Raw genomic sequence first — 19781 nt, 5'->3', positions numbered from 1 at the left:
GCGATTACTGAGGGCGCGCTGGCGCGTCCGCTACCAAGGTGGTATCGAGACGAAACACGCTGACCGCCTCGGTCAGCGAGGCCGCCTGATCCTGCATGGAGCGCGCCGCCGCGGCCGCTTCTTCCACCAGCGCCGCATTCTGCTGCGTGGCTTCATCGATATGGGTGATGGCCAGGTTGACCTGTTCGATGCCATCGCTCTGTTCCTGGCTGGCCAGCGTGATCTCGCGCACGATCTCGGTCACGCGCGCCACGCTGTGCACCACCTCCTGCATGGTGTCACCGGCCTGGGCTACCAGGCGGCTGCCGTCGCCGACCTTTTCCACGGAATCCCCGATCAGCTGCTTGATCTCCTTGGCCGCCGACGCTGAACGCTGCGCCAGCGAGCGCACTTCGGAGGCCACCACCGCAAAGCCGCGTCCCTGTTCCCCCGCGCGCGCCGCTTCCACGGCGGCGTTCAGGGCCAGGATGTTGGTCTGGAAGGCGATGCCATCGATCACGCCGATGATGTCGGCGATCTTTTGCGACGAAGCGTGGATCTCGCCCATGGTCGCCACCACCTGCTCCACCACCGCACCACCCTGGCTGGCCACCTGTGAGGCCGATGCGGCCAGCGCATTGGCCTGGCGCGCATTGTCGGCGTTCTGCTTGACGGTGGAGGTGAGCTGTTCCATGGCCGATGCGGTCTCTTCGAGCGAACCGGCCTGCTGTTCCGTGCGCGCCGACAGGTCGAGGTTGCCGGTGGCAATCTCGCGCGAGGCGACGTTGATGGTCTCGGTGCCGGAACGCACCCGCCCCACGATGTCCTGCAGGTTGCCATTCATGGACTTGAGCGCGGCCAGCAGCTGGCCGGTTTCGTCCCGGCTATTGGCCTCGATGCGCGAGGTGAGGTCGCCTGCGGCCACCGTTTCCGCGATGCTCACCGCCTGGTTCAGCGGGCGCGTGATGCTGCGCGTGAGCAGCCAGGCCAGTGCCGCGCCCAGCACGATTTCCAGCGCACCCAGCATCAGCAGCATGCTGCGGCCGGAACGATAGTCGCCGTTGATCTCGCTGGCGGCCTGGTCGATCACCTTCTTCTGGTAATCGGCATAGCGCAGCACGCTGTCGGCATACTCATCCATCATCTTCACCAGCGTGGTATCGGTCATCTCGCGGGCGCGTGCATCGTCGCCGGCGGTCTTGATGTCGAAGATCTTTTGCCGCGTATCGCGATAGGCGGCACGCAGCTTGCCGACTTCCGCGAAGAGACGCTTTTCCTCGGGATCGGTGATGGCCGCTTCCACTTGCTTCTGCAGCTGGCTGATCTTGGCCGATTGCGCATCGATCTGCTTCTGGAAGTATTGCTGGAAGGCATCGTCATCACTCTTCATGACGGCGAAGGTGCGCACGCCGTTTTCCTTGATGGCCGCATGCCACTGTACGGCATCGCGTTCCTTCTTCAGCGCGATCTGGGTCATCTCGTCGGTGGCGTCCCCGATATTGCCCAGTCGCCACACGCCCAGGCCGACCATCACGGCCATCAACATCAGCAAGGCAATGAAGCCGATGGCCAGGCGTACGCCGATCTTGAGGTTTTTCATTCCGTCTCCCCTGATTGAGTGAGGCGACCGGCGGCTGGTGTGCTGTTTTTCTGTTGTGATCGTGAGCCGGGCGCTGGCAGCAAGGACGGGCAGCCCATCCTTGCTGTCTTTGCAGGCTAACACAGGCCCTCCCCGGCACGGCACAACTCGGGAATATCCCGATACCGGGGTGTTGTATTACGGCAAAGCCCATCGGCCCGCAGCGCAAGCCCGGTGCGTGTTACCAGTCCATGGCCGGATCCAGCGGATAGATCGGACGGCGCACCTTCTTGATCGGGAACAGCCGGAAATTGGCGCTGGTCGGGCCGCCGCTGTCGGAATCGCACTCCACCAGCGCGCGGCTGATGGGCACGAAGACCGGACGGCAATACATGCGCGACTTCAGGATCACGAAGGCTTGCTGCGCCGGGTCCAGGCCCAGGCTGGTGAAGACGCCGAGGTCATACGGTTCGACCCGCTCTTCAGTGATGACGATGCGCGCTGCACCGATGTCCAGCAGCACGCTGCGCCCCATCTGCAAGGTCGAGCCGGTGTAGATCGGCCCGGTGACGGTGAAACGGCCATCGCTGATGGCCGATACCTTTCCGGTATAAACCGGCGGCGTCTTGCTGATGCCCTGCGCAGCCAGGTCCACCTTGTTGCCCACGGCCAGCGTGACGGTCGCACCCACCCCGGCCTGCACCAGCTGCGCCACCGCTTCCGGGTCGCTCACCGGGCCAACGGCAATGCCCGTGAGACCCGTCTGCAGAGCGGCTTCCAGCACGTCCATAGTGTTGCAAGTACCGCCCGACATGACGTTGTCGCTGTGATCCAGCAGCAGCACCGGCCCTTGTCCCGGTCCCTCGCTCAGTGCACGGGCCTGCGCCAGCGATTCGGCCAGCGGCAGGCTGTCATAGACGAAGTCGTCACGTTCATTCCAGATCTGCCGCGCGATGCGCTCGGCCACGGCATCGGCCAGTGCGGTGTCGTTCTCGGTCACCACCACTACGGACATCCCCGCATCGCGGAAATCCGACAGCGGGAAGCCCGCCAGCACTGACACCGCCAGCACGCCCGCTTCCTGCTCCGCCGCCTTGGCCGCTTCCACGGCGCGCTGCATGGCCGAGGCCGAGGTATTGCTGGTCAGCGTGGCCGAGAGTACCGGTACCTGGCGCCAGGCCATCGTTGGCTGCGACTTGCCCTGCAGCCGTGCCAGCAGCAGGCGGCCGGCATGCTCGCCGGTCTCGAACATGTCGATGTGCGGATAGGTCTTGAAGCTGACGATCACATCGGCATGCGTGACCATCTTTCGCGTGACGTTGCCATGCAGGTCCAGCGCCACCGCCATGGGCGTATCGGGCGCGATGCGGCGGATGCGTTCGAGCAGCGTGCCTTCGCCATCCTCGGCGTTCTCGGCCACCATGGCGCCATGCAGGTCCAGCAGGATGGCATCGCAGCCACCTTCGATGGCACGCACGATGGCGTCGCACATCACCGTGTAGGCATCGGCCGCCACCGCCGCGCTGGGATTGGCCCAGGCGGCCAGGGGCGTGACGATCTCGGCACCGGTCTGTTCGGCCAGTTCGAGGAAGGCGCCCATCGCGGTGCGCGCCCCCTTCTGGTCGCGATACGCATCGGCATCCCATTGCGGGGCGAAGGCTTCAAGGGGTGTGGGAATCGGCGAGAAGGTATTGGTCTCGTGATTCATGCGTGCAATGACGATTTTCGGTTTCATGTTCAGTTTTTTGCATCAATCCAAATTCATGCAATGATCAGTCGGCGACCACGCCCGCGCTGGCCAGCATGGCCTGCAACAGCACGTTGCAGCCGGCTTCGAGGTGCTCGGGGCGCGCATCTTCGATCTCGTTGTGGGAGACCCCATCCTTGCAGGGCACGAAGATCATGCCTGCCGGTGCCAGGCGTGCGGCATAGATGGCGTCGTGTCCCGCGCCGGAGACCACGTCCATGGTCTTGTAGCCCAGCGCGGCCGAGGCCGCGCGCACGTTGTCCACGCAATCCGGATGGAAGGGGCAGGGCGGGAAGTACGACACCCGCTCCAGTTCGATGGACAGCCCGGTCTTCTTGCGCATCGCTTCCAGGTAGGCCTGCAGGTCTTCATGCATGCGCGTGAGCGAGTCCTCGCTGACGTTGCGCAGGTCGATGGAAAATTTCACCTGCCCCGGAATCACGTTGCGGCTGTTGGGCATCACCTGCACCTGGCCCACCGTGCCGCGTCCGTAAGGCGGATAGCGGTTGGCGATGGCCACTACTTCCTGCATGATGAAGGTCGATACCTGCAGCGCATCCTTGCGGATTTCCATCGGGGTCGGCCCGGCATGCGATTCAAAACCGGTCACCGTACAGTCGTACCACGACAGCCCCAGCACCGCCGGCACCACGCCGATGACGGTATCGGCATTTTCCAGCACCGGCCCCTGTTCGATGTGCGCCTCGTAATACGCACCGATGGGATGGTCGCCGCAGACCTGCTCACCGATGTAGCCGATGCGTTCCAGTTCGTCGCGCACCTTCTTGCCGTCGATATCGGTGGCGTTGTAGGCATGCTCCAGCGTGAAGGCCCCGCAGAACACGCCCGAGCCCATCATCACCGGCACGAAGCGCGAGCCTTCTTCGTTGGTCCATACCGCCACTTCGATGGGGGCCTCGGTCTGGATGTTGTGCTGGTTCAGGGTGCGGATCACCTCGATGCCGGAGAGCACGCCGTAGTTGCCGTCGAACTTGCCACCGGTGGGCTGGGTATCGATGTGCGAGCCCGTCATCACCGGCGGCAGCGCATTGTTGCGGCCGGGGCGGCGCATGAAGATGTTGCCGATCTGGTCCACCACCACGCTCATGCCTTCAGCGCGCGCCCAGGACGTGACCAGGTCGCGGCCCTGCTTGTCGAGGTCGGTCAGGGCCAGGCGACAGACGCCGCCCTTGGCAGTGCCGCCGATGCGGGCCAGTTCCATCAGTGAATCCCACAGGCGCGTGCCGTCGATGCGCAGGGTGGAGGCTTGTGTTTTCATGTCCATATCGAGTCCTTGTTCGGGTTGGTGCGCGGCAGCCATCATGCCGCCAGATTCACGCCCAGATAACGGTCCTTCACGCCATCATCGGCCAGGAAGGCGGCATTGCTGCCGCTGTAGACGATGCGTCCCTGTTCGACGATGTAATGCCGGTCAGCCAGTTGCGTACACACTTCCAGATTCTGTTCCACCAGGATGATGGACATCCCGGTCGCCTTGATCTGCCGCAGCTGCGCCACGATCTCGTCCACGATTACCGGGGCCAGGCCTTCGACCGGTTCGTCCAGCATCAGCACGCGCGGATGCGTCATCAGCGCGCGTGCAATGGCCAGCATCTGCTGCTCGCCGCCGGAGAGCTGGCCGCCGCCATTCCTGCGGCGCTCCTTCAGGCGCGGGAAGATGGTGTAGACCTCGTCCAGCCCCCATGCGGATTCCTTGCGCGCGGCCATGGTCAGGTTCTCTTCCACGGTCAGCAGCTTGAAGATGCCGCGATGCTCCGGCACCAGGCACACGCCGCGGGCCGCGATCTTGTAGGAGGGCAGGCCGCTGATGACCTGGCCTTCAAACAGCACGCGTCCCTGCGCCGGCGGCACCACGCCGACGATGCTTTTCAAGGTCGTGGTCTTGCCCGCGCCATTGCGTCCCAGCAGGGTCACCACTTCCCCGGCATCGACCTGCAGCGACACGCCCTGCAGGATGTGGCTCTTGCCATAGTAGCCGTGAACGTCTTCCACTTGCAGGATCATGCTTTGCCTCCCGTGATCATGCTGCCGAGATAGGCCCGGCGCACGCGTTCATCGCTGCGGATCTCGGCCGGCTTGCCCTGCGCCAGGATCTGGCCCAGCTGCATCACCGTGATGCGGTCCGAGATATCCATCACGATATCCATGTTGTGTTCGATCAGCACCACCGTATAGTCACGACGCAGCCCGTGGATGAGCTGTTTCATCTCGGCGATGTCGTCGATGCCCATGCCCGAGGTCGGCTCGTCCAGGAAGATCACCTTGGGCCGTCCGGCCATGGCCATGCCCACCTCCAGCCTGCGTTGCTGGCCATGTGAAAGTTCTGCACAGGCCCGCTCCGCCACCGCCTGCAGGGACAGGCGCGCCACCAGCTCATCGGCCAGTGTGCAGGCGGCAGTGAACTGTTCGGCACGTTTCCAGGGATTGAGTGCGGCCAGCGGCGAACGCCCCTGCGCAGCCAGCCGCAGGTTCTCGCGCACGCTCAGGTTGGGGAACAGGCTGGTCACCTGGAAGGAGCGCGCCAATCCCTTCTGCACCCGGCGATTGCCCGGCAGGTGCGCCACTTCCTCGCCCTCGACCAGGATGCTGCCCTCGGTGATGGGCGTGGTGCCGGTCAGGGTATGGAACAGCGTGGTCTTGCCCGCGCCATTGGGACCGATCACCGAATGCACGGTGCCGGCCTCGATGTCCAGCGTAATGCCGTTGACGGCGGTGAACTTGCCGTAGCGTTTGGTGACGTTGACCGCTTGCAGGATGGGGCGGCTCATGAGTGCTTCTCCTTGGTCACGGTGGCGGCTTGCGCCGCGTCATCCTTGCGGCCGCGCGCGGCATCGATCAACTTCACGGCCAGGCCGAACAGGCCCTTCTGCATGTAGAGGCTGACCGCAATCAACAGCAGCCCCAGCAGCATCAGCCAGCGTGGCCACAGCGTGGAGAGCCAGTTGCCCACCAGCACATAGAAGCTCGCGCCCAGCACCGAGGCAAACAGGTTGCCGGTGCCGCCGATGACGGTCATCACGAGAATCGCTTCGCTGGTGTGATATTCGATGTTGGACAGCGGTGCCACGCCGGTCATCATCGCGTGCAGACCACCGGCCAGACCAGTGACCGCGCCCGAAATGACGAAGGCCGCCAGCTTCAGCAGCCGCACGTCATACCCCAGCGCCGAGGCGCGCGCTTCGTTCTCGCGCACCGCCAGCAGGGTCTTGCCGAGTACCGAATCGACCACGCGCTGCAGCAGCCAGAACACCAGCACGAACAAGATGGCCACCACCGTGTAGTACTGCCAGGAGGAAGTGGTCGGCAACAGCGTGATCCCGAACAGCGAGAGCGGCGGACGCGGGATGTCCAGCAGGCCGTTGTCGCCGCCGGTGACGTCCTTCATCGTATAGGCGAGGAAATAAAACATCTGGGCGAAGGCCAGCGTGAGCATCACGAAGTAGGTGCCGCGCTGGCGGATCGAGAACCAGCCCACCAGCAGCGCTACCAGCGCGCCGCCCACGGCAGCCAGGGCCAGTGCGGGCAGCAGCGCGAGCTTCAATTGCAGCAGCACCACGCCGGTGGTATAGCTGCCCACGCCAAAGAAGATGCCCTGGCCAAAGGACATCAGGCCGGTATAGCCCAGCAGCAGGTTGCAGCCCAGCGCGGCCAGGGCGAACACCAGCACTTCGGTAGCCAGCGTGCCGGAAGGCAGCAGCAGCGGCAGCAACAGCACCACGGCGGCGGCCAGCAGGGTGTAACGGAAATGCGCAATCTGTTTCATGAAAGCCTCTGTGCAGAAAACGTCAGGTGGCGTCAGGTGACGTAATGCGGCCTCAGGCCGCGCCTGGCCGGCCCAGCAAGCCATTCGGACGCAGCAGCATCACCGCCGCCTTGGCCACGTAGATCATCAGGTGCGCCCCTTCGGACCAGACCGTGCTCATCACGCTCTGCACGATGCCGACCAGGATGCCGCCGATGAGCGCGCCCCAGAAGCTGCCCAGCCCGCCGACCACCACCACCACGAAGGCGATGCCCAGCGCCTCGACGCCCATGAAGGGATCGGCCCCGCGTATCGGCGCGGCCAGCGCTCCGGCCAGCCCGGCAGTGGCCGCCCCCAGGGCGAAGACCAGGCTGAAGATGCGCTGGATGTTCAGGCCCAGCAGGCTGACCATTTCGGTCGATTCCGACCCGGCCCGCACGATCGAGCCCAGGCGCGTGCCTTCCAGCACCCACCACAGGAGCAGCGCCATGACGGCGGTCAGGCCGATGACGAAGAGGCGGTACTTGGGATAGACGAAGCCGCCCCACATCACCACGCCCTGCAGCAGATCCGGCGGCGAGACATTGTTGCCCAGCGGTCCCCAGACCGAGATCACCGCTTCCTGGATCACCAGCGCCATGCCGACCGTGAAGAGGATGTGGAAGTGATGCGGCAGGGCATACACGTGGCGCAGCACGAAGCGCTCCACCACCCAGGCGAACAGGCCCACGGCGGCGGGGGCAATGAAGAGCGACCACCAGAAATCCAGACCGCGGCTGGTGGCCTCGTAACAGAGATAGGCGCCCAGCAGGAAGAAGGCGCCATGCGAGAAATTGACGAAGCGCAGCAGGCCGAAGACGATCGACAAGCCCACTGCCAGCAGGAAGTAGAGCATGCCGATGCCCACGCCATTGGCGATCTGCAGCAGATAGATGTTCATGGAACCTCGTGACGATGATGCAGCAAATGCGGCCTGTCCCCGCAAGCGGAGGACAGGCCCTGAACCTCAAGCCAGAGCCATCACAGCTTGCACTGCGTCTTCTCCAGCGGCAGGAAGGACTTGCCGGAGGAAACGATGTCGGCATAGTCATTCTTGTTGGCCATCTTCGCCTTGGCCTTGCCCTTGAGCAGGTAGTAGTTCTTGATGACCTGGTGGTCGCCCTTGCGGATTTCCTCGGTGCCGGTCAGGCCCTCGTACTTCATGCCTTCCATGGCCGCGATCACCGCCTTGGGATCGGTGCTGTTGGCCTTGATGATGGCGTCCAGGATGATCTTGGTACAGATGTAGGAACCGGCCAGGCTGTAGTTGGGATCGATCTTGAGATTGTCGTTGACCAGCTTGACGAATTCTTTGTTGAAGGGCGAATCGATGGCGTGCCAGTACTGCGCGCCGAAGTAGACGCCATCGCAGATATCGGCCCCCAGGGTCTCGAACTGTTCCAGTCCCGAGGCCCAGGCCATGAGGATGGTGCAGTTGTTCTTCATGCCGAAGCTGACCGCCTGGCGCAGCGTGTCCGAGGATTGCGAACCGAAGTTGAGCAGCAGCAGCACGTCCGGCTTGGCCGCCATGGCATTGGTGAGATACCCGGAGAATTCCTTCTCGGTCAGCGAGTGGTAGCTGTTGCCCACATGCTCGATGCCCTTTTCCTTGAAGATGTTCTTGGCCGCCGACAGCAGGCCTTCGCCGAATACATATTGCGGCGTGATGGTGTACCAGCGCTTGGCATTGGGCAGCTTCTCCAGCAGCGGACGCACGGTCTGTTCGATGGCCCCGAAGGTCGGTACCGACCAGCGGAAGGTGGCGCGGTTGCAATCGCTGCCGGTGATCTCGTCGGCCCCGGCGGTGGTGATGAAGACTGCGCCGGCCTTGTCGGCTTCCTTGCCCATGGCCAGCGCTTCGCCGGAGAGGATGCCGCCAGCGAAGAAGCGCGTGCCCTTCTCGATGGTTTCCTGCATCTTGCGCACCGCCGTGGCGGGCTTGCCTTCGGTGTCCAGAGTCACGTAGCTGGTGCTCTTGCCCAGTACCTTGCCGTACTTCTGCAGGGCCAGCTTCATGCCCATGTCGGCGAACTTGCCGTTGGCGGCGAAGGGGCCGGACATCGGCACCGGACAGCCGAAGGCAATGCTCTCGGCCTGGGCAAACACATCGTGATAGCTCAATGCGCCGGGTGCGGCCAGTGCGGACAGTTTCAGGAAATTGCGACGGCTGATCATGCTTGTTTCTCCCTCGAAGCTTACGATTGACAGATGACATCCATGGAATTGCGCAATGCTGCAGTACTGCCCGTCAACGCAAGTTCCATGCCCGTGCTTCCCGAAAAACTAAGGAAAGCCGGGCAGGGATGATTTGCATGGACGTGTGGAATCCTCCGCCACGAACCGGCGGAAAAGGGTGGGTCAACAGGGTCGCACCGTCTTGCGCAGTCGCTGCAATACGGGACGTGACAAGCCATAAACGCTGTTGCGGCGCGCCTTTGCGCCGCATGGCGTGAGCCGTCATGGGGCTCCTCCTGCCGCTCCGCAGAGCGTGTCTCCAAATGTGGTTTGCCGTTCTCCCGTGCTGCCGGTGTGTCTCCACCGGTCGTCCACGACGGTCTGGTTTTCTAAGGTTTGCTGCTTTTGGTGCAAGCCCGCATTTGACTTCCTGCGGGCTGGGGATGGCTGATCGTTTCTGCACCTTGCCTGACGTTTTCTGCACCAACACCGTCTGGGCAGGGCGGGACGGGCCCTTCATGATACGCACCCGCCAAAGAAAAACGGCATGAAAATTTCATGCCGTTGATCCTGTTTATTTCATCTGCGGGAACGCGAATTCCGCACCGGCACTTGCCGTATTGGGCCAGCGCTGCATCACTGCCTTGGCCCGGGTGTAGAAGCGTACGCCCTCCGGTCCGTACATGTGATGGTCGCCGAAGAGACTGCGCTTCCAGCCACCGAAGCTGCTGAAGGCCATCGGCACCGGCAGCGGCACGTTGACCCCCACCATGCCCACTTCGATCTGGCGCACGAACTCGCGCGCCACGCCGCCGTCACGGGTATAGACCGCCACGCCGTTGCCGTACTCATGTGCATTGATCAGTTCGACTGCGCTGGCGATGTCGGGGCAGCGCAGCACGCACAGCACCGGTCCGAAAATCTCTTCCTTGTACACCGTCATCTCGGGCGTCACATGGTCGAGCAGCGTGCCGCCGACGAAGAAGCCCTTCTCAAAACCAGGCACCTGGTAGCCACGGCCATCCACCACCAGCGTCGCGCCTTCTTCCACACCACGGCCGATGAGGCCTTCGATGCGTTCCTTGGCAGCCGCGGTCACCACCGGACCCATCTCGGCACCGGCCGCCATGCCTTCGTTGATCTTCAGGTTGCGCGCACGCTCGGCCAGTGCGGCCACCAGTTCATCACCGGCGCTGCCCACGGCCACCGCCACCGAGATCGCCATGCAGCGCTCGCCGGCCGAGCCGTAAGCCGCGCCCATCAGGGCATCCACGGCCAGCTGCATGTCGGCGTCGGGCATGACCACCATGTGGTTCTTGGCACCGCCCAGGGCTTGCACGCGCTTGCCCTTGGCCGAGCCACGGGCATAGATGTATTCGGCAATCGGGGTCGAGCCGACGAAGCTGATGGCCTTGACCTGCGGATGATCGAGCAGGGCATCGACGGTCACCTTGTCGCCCTGGATGACGTTGAAGACGCCATCGGGCAGGCCGGCTTCCTGCAGCAGGTCGGCGATCAGCAGCGCAGCCGAGGGATCGCGCTCGGAGGGCTTCAACACGAAGCAGTTGCCACAGGCAATGGCGATGGGGAACATCCACATCGGCACCATGGCCGGGAAGTTGAACGGCGTGATGCCGGCCACCACGCCCAGCGCCTGGCGCATCGACCAGGCGTCGATGCCACGGGCGATCTGGTCGGTGTATTCCCCCTTGAGCATCTGCGGGATACCGGCGGCGAACTCGACGATCTCGATGCCGCGCGCCACTTCACCCTGGGCATCCGAGAAGGTCTTGCCGTGCTCGCGCACGATGATGCGGGCGAAGTCGTCGGCGCGCTGCTGGATCAGGTGCAGGAAGCGGAACAGTACGCGCGCGCGGGTCAGCGGCGGGGTGTTGGACCAGGCCGGGAAGGCGGCCACACCGGCCTTCACCGCCGCATCGACCTCGTCGGCCGTGCCCAGCGCAACCTGCGCCACCGGCACGCCCTGGGCCGGGTTGAAGACATCGGCGTAGCGCCCGCTTTGGGTATCGACGCGCTTGCCGCCGATGTAGTGTGCAATCTTTTCCATGAATCTTTCTTGCGTCATTGCTTGGGTGAAGGGGATCAGGCCAGGGTCTTGAGGATGGCCGCCAGCTTGCCGAACAGTTCGTCGATCTGCTGCTTGTTGATGATCAGCGGCGGCGACAGGGCGATGATGTCGCCGGTGACGCGGATGAGGATGCCGTCATTGAAGGCGCGCACGAAGGCGTCATAGGCGCGGGCACCGACGCGGCCGGGAATGGAGGACAGCTCGATGCCGGCGATGAGGCCAATGGTGCGCACGTCGATCACGTGCGGCAGGCCGCGCAGGGCATGCGCCGCTTCCTGGAAATAGTCCGACACGGCTTGCGCATTTTCCAGCACGCCTTCGGTCTGGAACACTTCCAGCGAGGCCAGGCCGGCGGCGCAGGCCAGCGGGTGGCCGGAGTAGGTGTAGCCGTGGAACAGCTCGATGCCGTCCGGACCGTTCATGAAGGCGTCGTGGATTTCCTTCTTCACGAACACCGCGCCCATCGGCACCACGCCGTTGGTGAGGCCCTTGGCGGTGGTGAAGATATCCGGTTCGACATCGAAGTAGTCGGACGCAAAGGGCGTCCCCAGGCGGCCGAAGCCGGTGATGACTTCATCGAAGATCAACAGGATGCCGTGCTTGGTGCAGATTTCGCGCAGGCGCTTCAGGTATCCCTTGGGCGGGATCAGCACGCCGGTGGAGCCGGCCACCGGTTCCACGATCACGGCGGCGATGTTGGAGGCGTCGTGCAGGGTGACCAGGCGTTCGAGCTCATCGGCCAGGTGCGCGCCGTATTCCGGCTCGCCCTTGGTGAAGGCGTTCTTTTCCAGGTTGTGGGTATGCGGCAGGTGGTCCACGCCCGGCAGCAATGCTGTGCTGAAGGTCTTGCGGTTGCCGCCGATGCCGCCCACCGACATGCCGCCGAAGCCCACGCCGTGATAGCCGCGCTCGCGGCCGATCAGGCGGGTGCGAGTGGCGTTGCCCTTGGCGCGATGATAGGCCAGGGCGATCTTGAGGGCCGTATCCACCGCTTCCGAGCCGGAGCCGGTGTAGAACACGTTGGCGAAGCGGTTGCCGGTATAGGCCTTGAGGCGCTCGGCCAGTTCGAAGGCGCTCGGGTGGCCGAGCTGGAAGGAGGGCGCGTAGTCCAGCGTGGCCACGGACTTCTGCACGGCCGACACGATCTTGGGATGGGCGTGGCCCAGCGGCACGCACCACAGGCCCGCAGTGCCGTCCAGGATGCTGTTGCCGGCATCGTCGCGGTAGTGCATGCCTTCGGCGGACACCAGCATGCGCGGCGCGGCCTTGAAGTTGCGGTTGGCAGTGAAGGGCATCCAGTAGGCCGACAGGCCGGAGGGATGCGTTTGGTCTTGGCTGGACATGGCAGGCACCGTGAAAAAGGGAAATGTCTGGAAAAAATCGGGAGTGCTTGATTATTGCCAGACAGCGCCCGTATTGTTAGCTACACTTTTGATTTTCGCTGGAAACTGTATTGGTCTGTGGGGCAAACTGTATTGCTCCGTCCGGTGAGAAGCGTGTGCTTCGGTCACGTAGCCTGGTTATTGATTATCCCTTTATCTATAGGGGATTCGGCCTGATCAGGGTGGTTCGGAGTCAGCATGACAGTGACCAATACAGTTCAGGATTTCTGCTTACACTTTGGTGGACGGGAGCAATGCACTCGCCGGTCCGCCCGATACACTCTGAGAAAGGACGCCATGGCCAAGCCCGCCAGCGCGCCACTGCAACTGGATTTGAAACGCAAGACAGCCGCCCGCCTGGTGGAGCAGGTGACCGATGGCCTGGCCGGGCTGATCGAGTCCGGCGAATTGCGCTCCGGCGAGCGCCTGCCTTCGGTGCGCCAGTTCGCGCAGCATCACGACATCGGCTCTTCCACCGTGGTGGAGGCTTATGAGCAGCTGGTGGCGCGCGGCATGCTGCAGGCCCGGCGCGGCGCGGGGTTCTTCGTGGCTGCGCGGGCCGGGCAATCCGGGGCACGTGCGGTGTTCGTGCCGCCCGAGCCGGTGATCGACTCGGCCTGGCTGCTCTCGGAAATGTTTGCCGATGAGCGCGTGCCCATCAAGGCCGGCTGCGGCTGGCTGCCCGGCAAGTGGCTCAACGATGAAGGCCTGCACCAGGCCGAGCGCCGCATCATCCGCTCGCCCGGTGCACAGCAGGTCGGCTATGGCCATCCCTATGGCTACGCCCCGCTGCGCCAGCTCATCACGCAGTTCCTCGGCCACTGGGCGCTGGAGCTGGGCATCGAGCAGGTGCTGACCACGCACGGGGCCACGCAGGCGCTGGACCTGATCATCCGCACCATGACCCAGCCGGGCGATACGGTGATGATCGATGATCCCGGCTATTGCAACCTGATTGCGATGCTGCGTCTGGCGGGCTTGAACGTGATCGGCGTGCCGCGTACGCCTGGCGGGGTGGACACGGACATGCTGGAGACGCTGGCGCGCCAGCATCATCCCAAGATGTTCTTCACCACCAGCGTGCTGCAGAACCCGACCGGCACGTCCTACACGCCGGCCTGCGCCATGCGCGTGCTGCAGACGGCCGAGCGCTATGGTTTCTGGGTGGTGGAGGACGACATCTTCCGTGAACTGGGGCAGGCCACCGATCCCATGCTGGCTGCGCTGGATGGACTGCAGCGGGTGATCTACGTGGGCAGTTATTCCAAGACCATCGCCCCTTCGCTGCGGGTGGGCTATATCGCCTGCCAGCGCGAACTGGCGCGGCAGATCGTGCATACCAAGATGGTCCTGACGCTGACCAATTCGGAGATCAACGAGCGGCTGGTGCACAACGTGCTCACCGAAGGGCATCACCGGCGCCATGTGCAGACGCTCAATGCGACCCTGCTCAATGCACAGTCCACCCTGAACGCCAAGCTCACCGAAGTGGGCCTGACGCCCTTCACGGCGGCGCGTGGCGGCATGTTCAGCTGGGCCACCATCGAGGGCTGCGAACTGTCAGCGCGCGAGATCGCGGACCGGGCGCGGCAGAAGGGCATCTGGCTGGCACCGGGGGATTTCTTCCACCTGTCGGCACCGCACAAGACCAGCTTCCGCTTCAATGTGGGGTATGCGGATGTGCCGGAGTTGTTTGATTTTTTGCGGGGGTTGTAGGCTGCGCTAGGTGGAATGGGTACGCGGACGCAGCACCCACCCCGTGGCCCCCACGATCAGCAAGCCACCCATCCAGCCCTGCAGGGACATCTGTTCCTTCATCCACACCACCGCGATGAGCGCCCCCCACAGCGGCTCGCTGCCCATCAGCAGGGCCACCCGTGACGCACTGGTGCGTGCGGCCGCATGGTTCTGTACGAAGAAGGCCACGATGGTACACAGCAAGACCAGAAACGCCATCGCCCACCAGAAGGAGGCGCTGGCCGGAAGGGGCATCCAGCGCTGACCCGGCAGCACCGCCATGAGTACCAGCGATCCCGCCGTCATGACACCCATCTGCACCGCCGTCAGCGTGAGTGCGGGCAAGCCGAATCGCAGGCCCTGGCGGCGTGTCAGGCACACCATCACGCCGCGCAGCAGTGCGGCCAGCACCATCAGCGCGTCGCCCCAGCTCAGGTGCGAGAGCGTGATGCCATCCTGGAATGCCAGCAAGGCAGCGCCCACAAACGACAGTGCGCACGCAATCAGCGCCGAACGCTCGGGCCGCTGGCCCAGCAGCAGCCACTCGCACCATGGTGTGAAGACGACGCACAGGCTGATCAGGAAGGCAGCATTGGAGGCCGTCGTCAACGAGACGCCGACAGTCTCGCAGATGAAGATGGCCAGCAGGACCATACCCAACACGAGCGCCCCCGCCAGCGATCTCTTCCACGCGGGAACGGAAGTGATGCTGCGCAAGGCAGGTGCCAGCAGGAGAAACGTCAGGCCAAACCGCAGCACCAGAAACTGCAGCACCGGCAATTGCTCCGTGGCGATCTTCGCGGCGCTGTAGCTGCCGCCCCAGATCACGGCGACCAGCAGCAGCGCCCATTCAACAGGATTGAGTCGCAGCAGGGTTGGCGGACGGGCGGGGGCGTGCAGCAGGGAGGTCTTGTTCATGAGGTCTCATCGTGGCGTTGGGCGGAGCTGGTGTATTGTCTTGGGACCGATGAGACCTGACTAGCCAGGAACGAAGAACAGGAGTTGTGCCGCATGAGAACAAATGAGTTGGCCGAGGTACTGCATGAGCTGGTCACGTTCGTGCAAGTGGTGGACGCCGGCAGCTTTTCGGCAGCGGCGCGCCATCAGGGCATGACGCCCTCGGCCGTGAGCCGCCAGGTGGCCCGTCTGGAAAAGATGATGGGCGTGGCGCTGTTCCAGCGCACCACGCGACAGCTGCGCCTGACCGAGGCCGGACTGGACGTGCTGGAGCACGGACGCAAGATGGTGGCCGCCGCGCGCGCCACCGTGCAGGCGGCCGAAGGCCATGCCGGCACGCCCAGGGGGCTGGTCAGGATGAGCGCCCCCAAGGCCGTCTCCCGCCATCTGCTGCAGCCGGTGCTGCTGCAATTCCTGGCCCGCTATCCGGACGTGGATGTGCACCTGATGGTGGTGGACCGGCTGGTCGATCCGCTGCGTGAAGGTGTCGACCTGGTCATCCGCCTGACCGATACGCCACCGCCAGGGATGGTGGCGCGGCCATTGCTGCCGGTCAGCCAGTGCCTGCTGGCGAGCCCGGATTATCTTGCAAGCCGTGGCGCGATCCATCACCCGGAAGACCTGATGAGCCATAGTTGCCTCACGCTGGGGGAGGAGGAACGCGATAATCGCTGGCGTTTCCTTTCCGGCACCCAGGCGGCAGAGATCATCGTGACTGGACGATGTGCGGTCAACCACAGCGAAATGCGTCTGGCGGCCATTGAAGCCGGCTTGGGCGTGGGGTGTGTGCCGGACTTCGTGGCCAGGGAGTCCCTGGCGGCCGGGCGTGTCGTCCGCCTTTTGCCGGAGTGGACTGTCGATAGCAACTATCAGGGCGTGGCCTATTTGCTCTTTCCGGCGTCGCGCCATATCGCGCCCAAGATGCGGGTGCTCATTGATTATTTGGTGGAGGCGTTGCAGGCGCGCGCCACGGATCAGGAGACGGCTTGAATGGACACCGCGATCATGCTCCGGACATCTCGCCTGACCCTGAGTTCACCGTCGCATCAGGATGCGCCGGAATTGCTTGCCTACTACGTGCGCAACAGACTCCACCTGAAACCGTGGGAGCCGGAAAGATCCGGCAGCTTCTTTACCCTGGACAGCATGGAAAAACGTATCCACGACATGGCCTGCGCAATGGACGCCGGACACGCATTGCACCTGGTCCTGCGCGACAACGCGACCGGTGCCATGGTGGGCGAGTGCGGATTCACCAATATCGTCCGCGGCCCCTTCCAGGCCTGCCATCTCGGCTTTTCGCTCGATCACGCAGCGCAAGGCCGGGGCCTGATGCAGGAAGCCCTGTCGCAGGCCATCGGCCATGTCTTTTTGCAGCTTGGCCTGCATCGCATCATGGCCAACACGCGCACCGAGAACAAGCGCAGTCAGGCCCTGCTGCAGCGCCTGGGATTCCAGCAGGAAGGGCATGCGCGTGACTATCTGAAGATTGATGGCCAATGGCGGGATCATGTCCTGCATTCGCTGATCAATCCGGCGGACCGGCGCCACTTCAATCCCGATCATTACCTGCAGACCGAGGCCGGGCGCCATTTCACGATGGAACGCAATGCCGCTGCCTGGGAGCGCCTGTACAGCGAGCTGGCAGAGTCGCTCAAGGCAGCACCCCGCGAGCTCGTCATGGTGATGGGCGTTCAGGGCTCGGGAAAATCAACGTGGGTCGGCAGACGGCTCGCATCGCCGCAGCAGTGCATTCATGTCGACGCCACGTTTGCTACCGCGCAGCGCCGTGCGCGCGTGATCGGTGTGGCGCAGGCGGCCGGCGTACCTGTCTCGGCGGTATGGGTGCGCGTCAGCCTGGCTACTGCGCTGGCCCGCAACGCGAATCGCCCCAAGGACGAAGTGATACCGGAGGACGCGATTGCCAACGTCTTCCATCTTTTCGAGCCGCCGTTGCTGGCGGAAGGGTTTGCTGCGATACAGATTTTGGACGAAGCATTCAATCTTGTGCAGGAGGAGCGGGCCACGGCCGAAGAGGACGCTGTCTTTCGTCTTCAAGCCCCGGACCTGCGCGGCCTGCGGCGCGAACGCGTGCGCATCGTGCGTTGGCTTCGGGAATGGCTCCCCGATGCCGAGGTGCGAGAAGTCGGCAGTACGGCGGTGCCAGGTGTGATTGGAAAGCAGGATCTGGATTTTGCCGTCAAGGTGACGGCGGACAAGTTCGAGGAGGCGAGGACCACGCTCGACAAGCATTTCGCCCGCAATCCCGATCAGCTATCTGACGACTGTATCCAGGGATACAAAGTGGCGTCTTCCGTGGATCTTGCGCTGCAACTGATCGTCCGCGACAGCGCTTACGACATGTTCGATGCCTTCCTCGGTCTGCTCAGGCAAGATGCGGTGCTCAGAGCTGATTACAATCAGCTCAAGAGACAGTGGGATGGACAACCCATGCAGGCTTATCGGCAGGCCAAAGCAGCCTTCATTGCCCGGGCACTCTCCCTGTCCTGATGCTGATTCATCACTACTGCAGGCGCAGTGAGAGATGTTTTGGAAGCCGGTGCTTACCTTGCCGGTGATTTTCGATAAGATGACGGCCATCCATTTTCGCTGACTCAGCCCCATGCCAACGCTGAATGAAGGAGCCAAAGAGGCTCGCCGAACGATCAAGCAGTTTCAGCACTATCTCAATTCGCCACGCCTTGTGCCCGATCAGTGCTACCGCATGTCCAGCGCGACGTACCCGCTGGTGTGCCACGTGAATCAGGTCACGGCGCTCTACCTGAGCAAGAATTACTGCGTCATTCCTTTATTCCTGCAGCGGGCGTGCGAGCAACTCGGCAGGAGCACACCGGAGCGAGTCAGCGAACCTTATCGCGGGCTGGTGCATGATTATCTTGCGCATGTGGCGCAGTTCATCCTTGCTTACGATTGTCTGGCCGCTGATGAAAGGCACTTGGTGGAATTCATTCCCAAGCCATTGCTGGCTGCCGTACCGGGCCCCTTGCCCGAAGACCTGATGGTTCCAGGGGAGTTTTGACATCACATTTCCGGCCGTTGCCAAGGATTTTCACCATGACGTTTTCTGCACCAAGCCCCATCCGCGCCGTCGTCTTCGATTTCGGCGGCGTGCTCTTCGACTGGAACCCGCAGCACCTGTATCAGCAGCTGATCGCCGACGAGCAGCAGCGCAACCATTTCCTCACGCACATCTGTTCGCCCGACTGGAACGTACAGCAGGACGGCGGCCGCACGCTGGCGGACGGGACGGCGGATCTGGTCCGGCAGCATCCCGAATACGAAGCACTGATCCGTGCCTTCTACGGTCGCTGGACCGAGATGCTGCGCGGCCCGTTGCCGGAGGGCGTAGCGCTCTTGCGCGAACTGCATGCGCAGCAGGTGCCGGTATTTGGCCTCACCAACTGGTCGTCGGAAACCTATCCGCATGCGCGCGACCACCACGATTTCATGCAGCTGTTCCGCGATATCGTGGTCTCGGGCGAGGAGCGCTGCATCAAGCCCGAGCCGCGCATCTACCAGATCGCATTGGAGCGCTATGCACGGCACCTGCCGGGCCTCAAGCCCGAAGAGCTGGTCTTCATTGATGATGTGCAAAAGAATATCGATGGGTGCCGGGCGCTGGGATGGCAGGGTATTCATCACGTGGATGTGACTGGTACACGGGCTGCATTGCGTGCGCTTGGCGTACCGTGCGAGGCCTGATCCGCGGTTCAGGAAAACCGATGTCTCACCGTCGCCTCCTTAATGTTCCTCGTCATCGCCAACAGGAACTGGCCGCCCGTTTTGCGTGGTTGCCGCGCGTTCATGAAAACGAGAAAGGCCCGGAAGTCCAGGTGATCTCGGTGTCAGTCTTCGACCATTGGCTCTCGCCCGAAGAAGCTTGCCAATTGCTGGAGGCGGTCCCTCCCGACGAGCGCAAGCGCAGGGATACGCTCATGGAAAGCTTCTGCAAGAGGATGATCGCCGAGACGGAGGTGCTGTCGTACGCGTTGCGGGGACGGAAAAAGGACAGGCTCGTTTTTCGCACCTTCAACTCAAGCGATGCGCTGACGAACTACTGCAGGCCGAACGGGGCCAAGTCGTTGGGACATCGTGAGTGGCATGTCGTGTCGCCGGAGCTGGAGTGCGCGTTCCTCGAAGGCTGGGACCACACTTGCCACTTCTTTTTCGTGACCCCGGGCATAGAGGAAAAAGCGATGCATTGGGCCGCGCAGAGCAAGGTTCACATCTTGCGCCATACAGCCAAGGCAGCGATGTCGCACATCTGAGTCCTGCGGAGGCGTGCTGCAAGAACGCTTCCGCCAGATCGATTT

General features: G+C 63.4%; 17 protein-coding genes. 6 read left to right on the top strand and 11 right to left on the bottom strand.

Annotated elements, in window-relative coordinates; all coding sequences use genetic code 11:
* Positions 1-4: 4 nt before the first annotated feature.
* The 10 genes from J2X56_RS18085 to J2X56_RS18040 all read right to left on the bottom strand — a co-directional run bounded on the left by J2X56_RS18085 (position 5) and on the right by J2X56_RS18040 (position 12714).
* Positions 5-1579 (bottom strand): methyl-accepting chemotaxis protein, encoded by a 1575-nt coding sequence (locus J2X56_RS18085; protein WP_121041242.1) that lies wholly within the window; start codon positions 1577-1579, stop codon positions 5-7.
* A 220-nt stretch (positions 1580-1799) separates the two neighbouring features.
* The gene (locus J2X56_RS18080; protein WP_310161434.1) at positions 1800-3293 is read right to left on the bottom strand and encodes a M81 family metallopeptidase; all 1494 of its coding nucleotides are present in this window, start codon (positions 3291-3293) and stop codon (positions 1800-1802) included.
* 37 nt (positions 3294-3330) lie between these two features.
* A complete protein-coding gene (locus J2X56_RS18075; RefSeq protein ID WP_310161431.1) occupies positions 3331-4590 on the bottom strand; it encodes a Zn-dependent hydrolase in 1260 nt (419 codons plus the stop codon).
* 35 nt (positions 4591-4625) lie between these two features.
* On the bottom strand, positions 4626-5330 hold the full coding sequence (locus tag J2X56_RS18070; RefSeq protein WP_034340657.1) for an ABC transporter ATP-binding protein: 705 nt from the start codon (positions 5328-5330) through the stop codon (positions 4626-4628).
* Complete coding sequence (locus J2X56_RS18065) at positions 5327-6094, bottom strand: ABC transporter ATP-binding protein (protein WP_034340654.1); 768 nt, start codon at positions 6092-6094, stop codon at positions 5327-5329. Before J2X56_RS18065 ends, J2X56_RS18070 begins: the two co-directional genes overlap by 4 nt.
* Positions 6091-7089: a branched-chain amino acid ABC transporter permease gene (locus tag J2X56_RS18060; RefSeq protein ID WP_121041234.1), complete on the bottom strand. Its 999-nt coding sequence runs from the start codon at positions 7087-7089 to the stop codon at positions 6091-6093. Before J2X56_RS18060 ends, J2X56_RS18065 begins: the two co-directional genes overlap by 4 nt.
* A 52-nt stretch (positions 7090-7141) precedes the next feature.
* Positions 7142-8008, bottom strand: coding sequence for a branched-chain amino acid ABC transporter permease (locus tag J2X56_RS18055; protein ID WP_310161426.1), 867 nt, complete (start codon positions 8006-8008; stop codon positions 7142-7144).
* An 80-nt stretch (positions 8009-8088) separates the two neighbouring features.
* Positions 8089-9282: an ABC transporter substrate-binding protein gene (locus J2X56_RS18050; RefSeq protein ID WP_121041230.1), complete on the bottom strand. Its 1194-nt coding sequence runs from the start codon at positions 9280-9282 to the stop codon at positions 8089-8091.
* A gap of 574 nt (positions 9283-9856) precedes the next feature.
* Complete coding sequence (locus J2X56_RS18045; RefSeq protein WP_121041228.1) at positions 9857-11350, bottom strand: CoA-acylating methylmalonate-semialdehyde dehydrogenase; 1494 nt, start codon at positions 11348-11350, stop codon at positions 9857-9859.
* A gap of 35 nt (positions 11351-11385) precedes the next feature.
* The gene (locus J2X56_RS18040; protein ID WP_121041226.1) at positions 11386-12714 is read right to left on the bottom strand and encodes an aspartate aminotransferase family protein; all 1329 of its coding nucleotides are present in this window, start codon (positions 12712-12714) and stop codon (positions 11386-11388) included.
* A 336-nt stretch (positions 12715-13050) separates the two neighbouring features.
* On the opposite strand from J2X56_RS18040, the gene J2X56_RS18035 reads away from it, so the two are divergent.
* Entirely contained in the window at positions 13051-14469 is a 1419-nt protein-coding gene (locus J2X56_RS18035; protein WP_121041224.1) for a PLP-dependent aminotransferase family protein, read from the top strand.
* A 6-nt stretch (positions 14470-14475) separates the two neighbouring features.
* Here J2X56_RS18035 and J2X56_RS18030 read toward each other — a convergent pair whose 3' ends face one another.
* Positions 14476-15408 carry a DMT family transporter gene (locus tag J2X56_RS18030; RefSeq protein WP_209569541.1) on the bottom strand — a complete coding sequence of 311 codons (933 nt, stop codon included), beginning with the start codon at positions 15406-15408 and terminating at the stop codon, positions 14476-14478.
* 93 nt (positions 15409-15501) lie between these two features.
* Here J2X56_RS18030 and J2X56_RS18025 point away from each other — a divergent pair, with 93 nt between their 5' ends.
* The 5 genes from J2X56_RS18025 to J2X56_RS18005 all read left to right on the top strand — a co-directional run bounded on the left by J2X56_RS18025 (position 15502) and on the right by J2X56_RS18005 (position 19736).
* Positions 15502-16437: a LysR family transcriptional regulator gene (locus J2X56_RS18025; protein WP_199725053.1), complete on the top strand. Its 936-nt coding sequence runs from the start codon at positions 15502-15504 to the stop codon at positions 16435-16437.
* A complete protein-coding gene (locus J2X56_RS18020) occupies positions 16438-17958 on the top strand; it encodes a GNAT family N-acetyltransferase (protein WP_310161420.1) in 1521 nt (506 codons plus the stop codon).
* Between the two features lie 112 nt (positions 17959-18070).
* Positions 18071-18487: a hypothetical protein gene (locus J2X56_RS18015; RefSeq protein ID WP_310161418.1), complete on the top strand. Its 417-nt coding sequence runs from the start codon at positions 18071-18073 to the stop codon at positions 18485-18487.
* A 35-nt stretch (positions 18488-18522) separates the two neighbouring features.
* A complete protein-coding gene (locus J2X56_RS18010; RefSeq protein WP_204726781.1) occupies positions 18523-19170 on the top strand; it encodes an HAD family phosphatase in 648 nt (215 codons plus the stop codon).
* Between the two features lie 20 nt (positions 19171-19190).
* On the top strand, positions 19191-19736 hold the full coding sequence (locus J2X56_RS18005; protein WP_134134185.1) for a hypothetical protein: 546 nt from the start codon (positions 19191-19193) through the stop codon (positions 19734-19736).
* Positions 19737-19781 lie beyond the last annotated feature (45 nt).

The sequence above is a fragment of the Herbaspirillum sp. 1173 genome (genome assembly GCF_031455335.1).
GTDB classification, from domain to species: domain Bacteria; phylum Pseudomonadota; class Gammaproteobacteria; order Burkholderiales; family Burkholderiaceae_D; genus Herbaspirillum; species Herbaspirillum huttiense.
The sequence above is the reverse complement of the archived record's forward strand: the minus strand, read 5'-3'. Positions and strand labels throughout refer to the sequence as shown.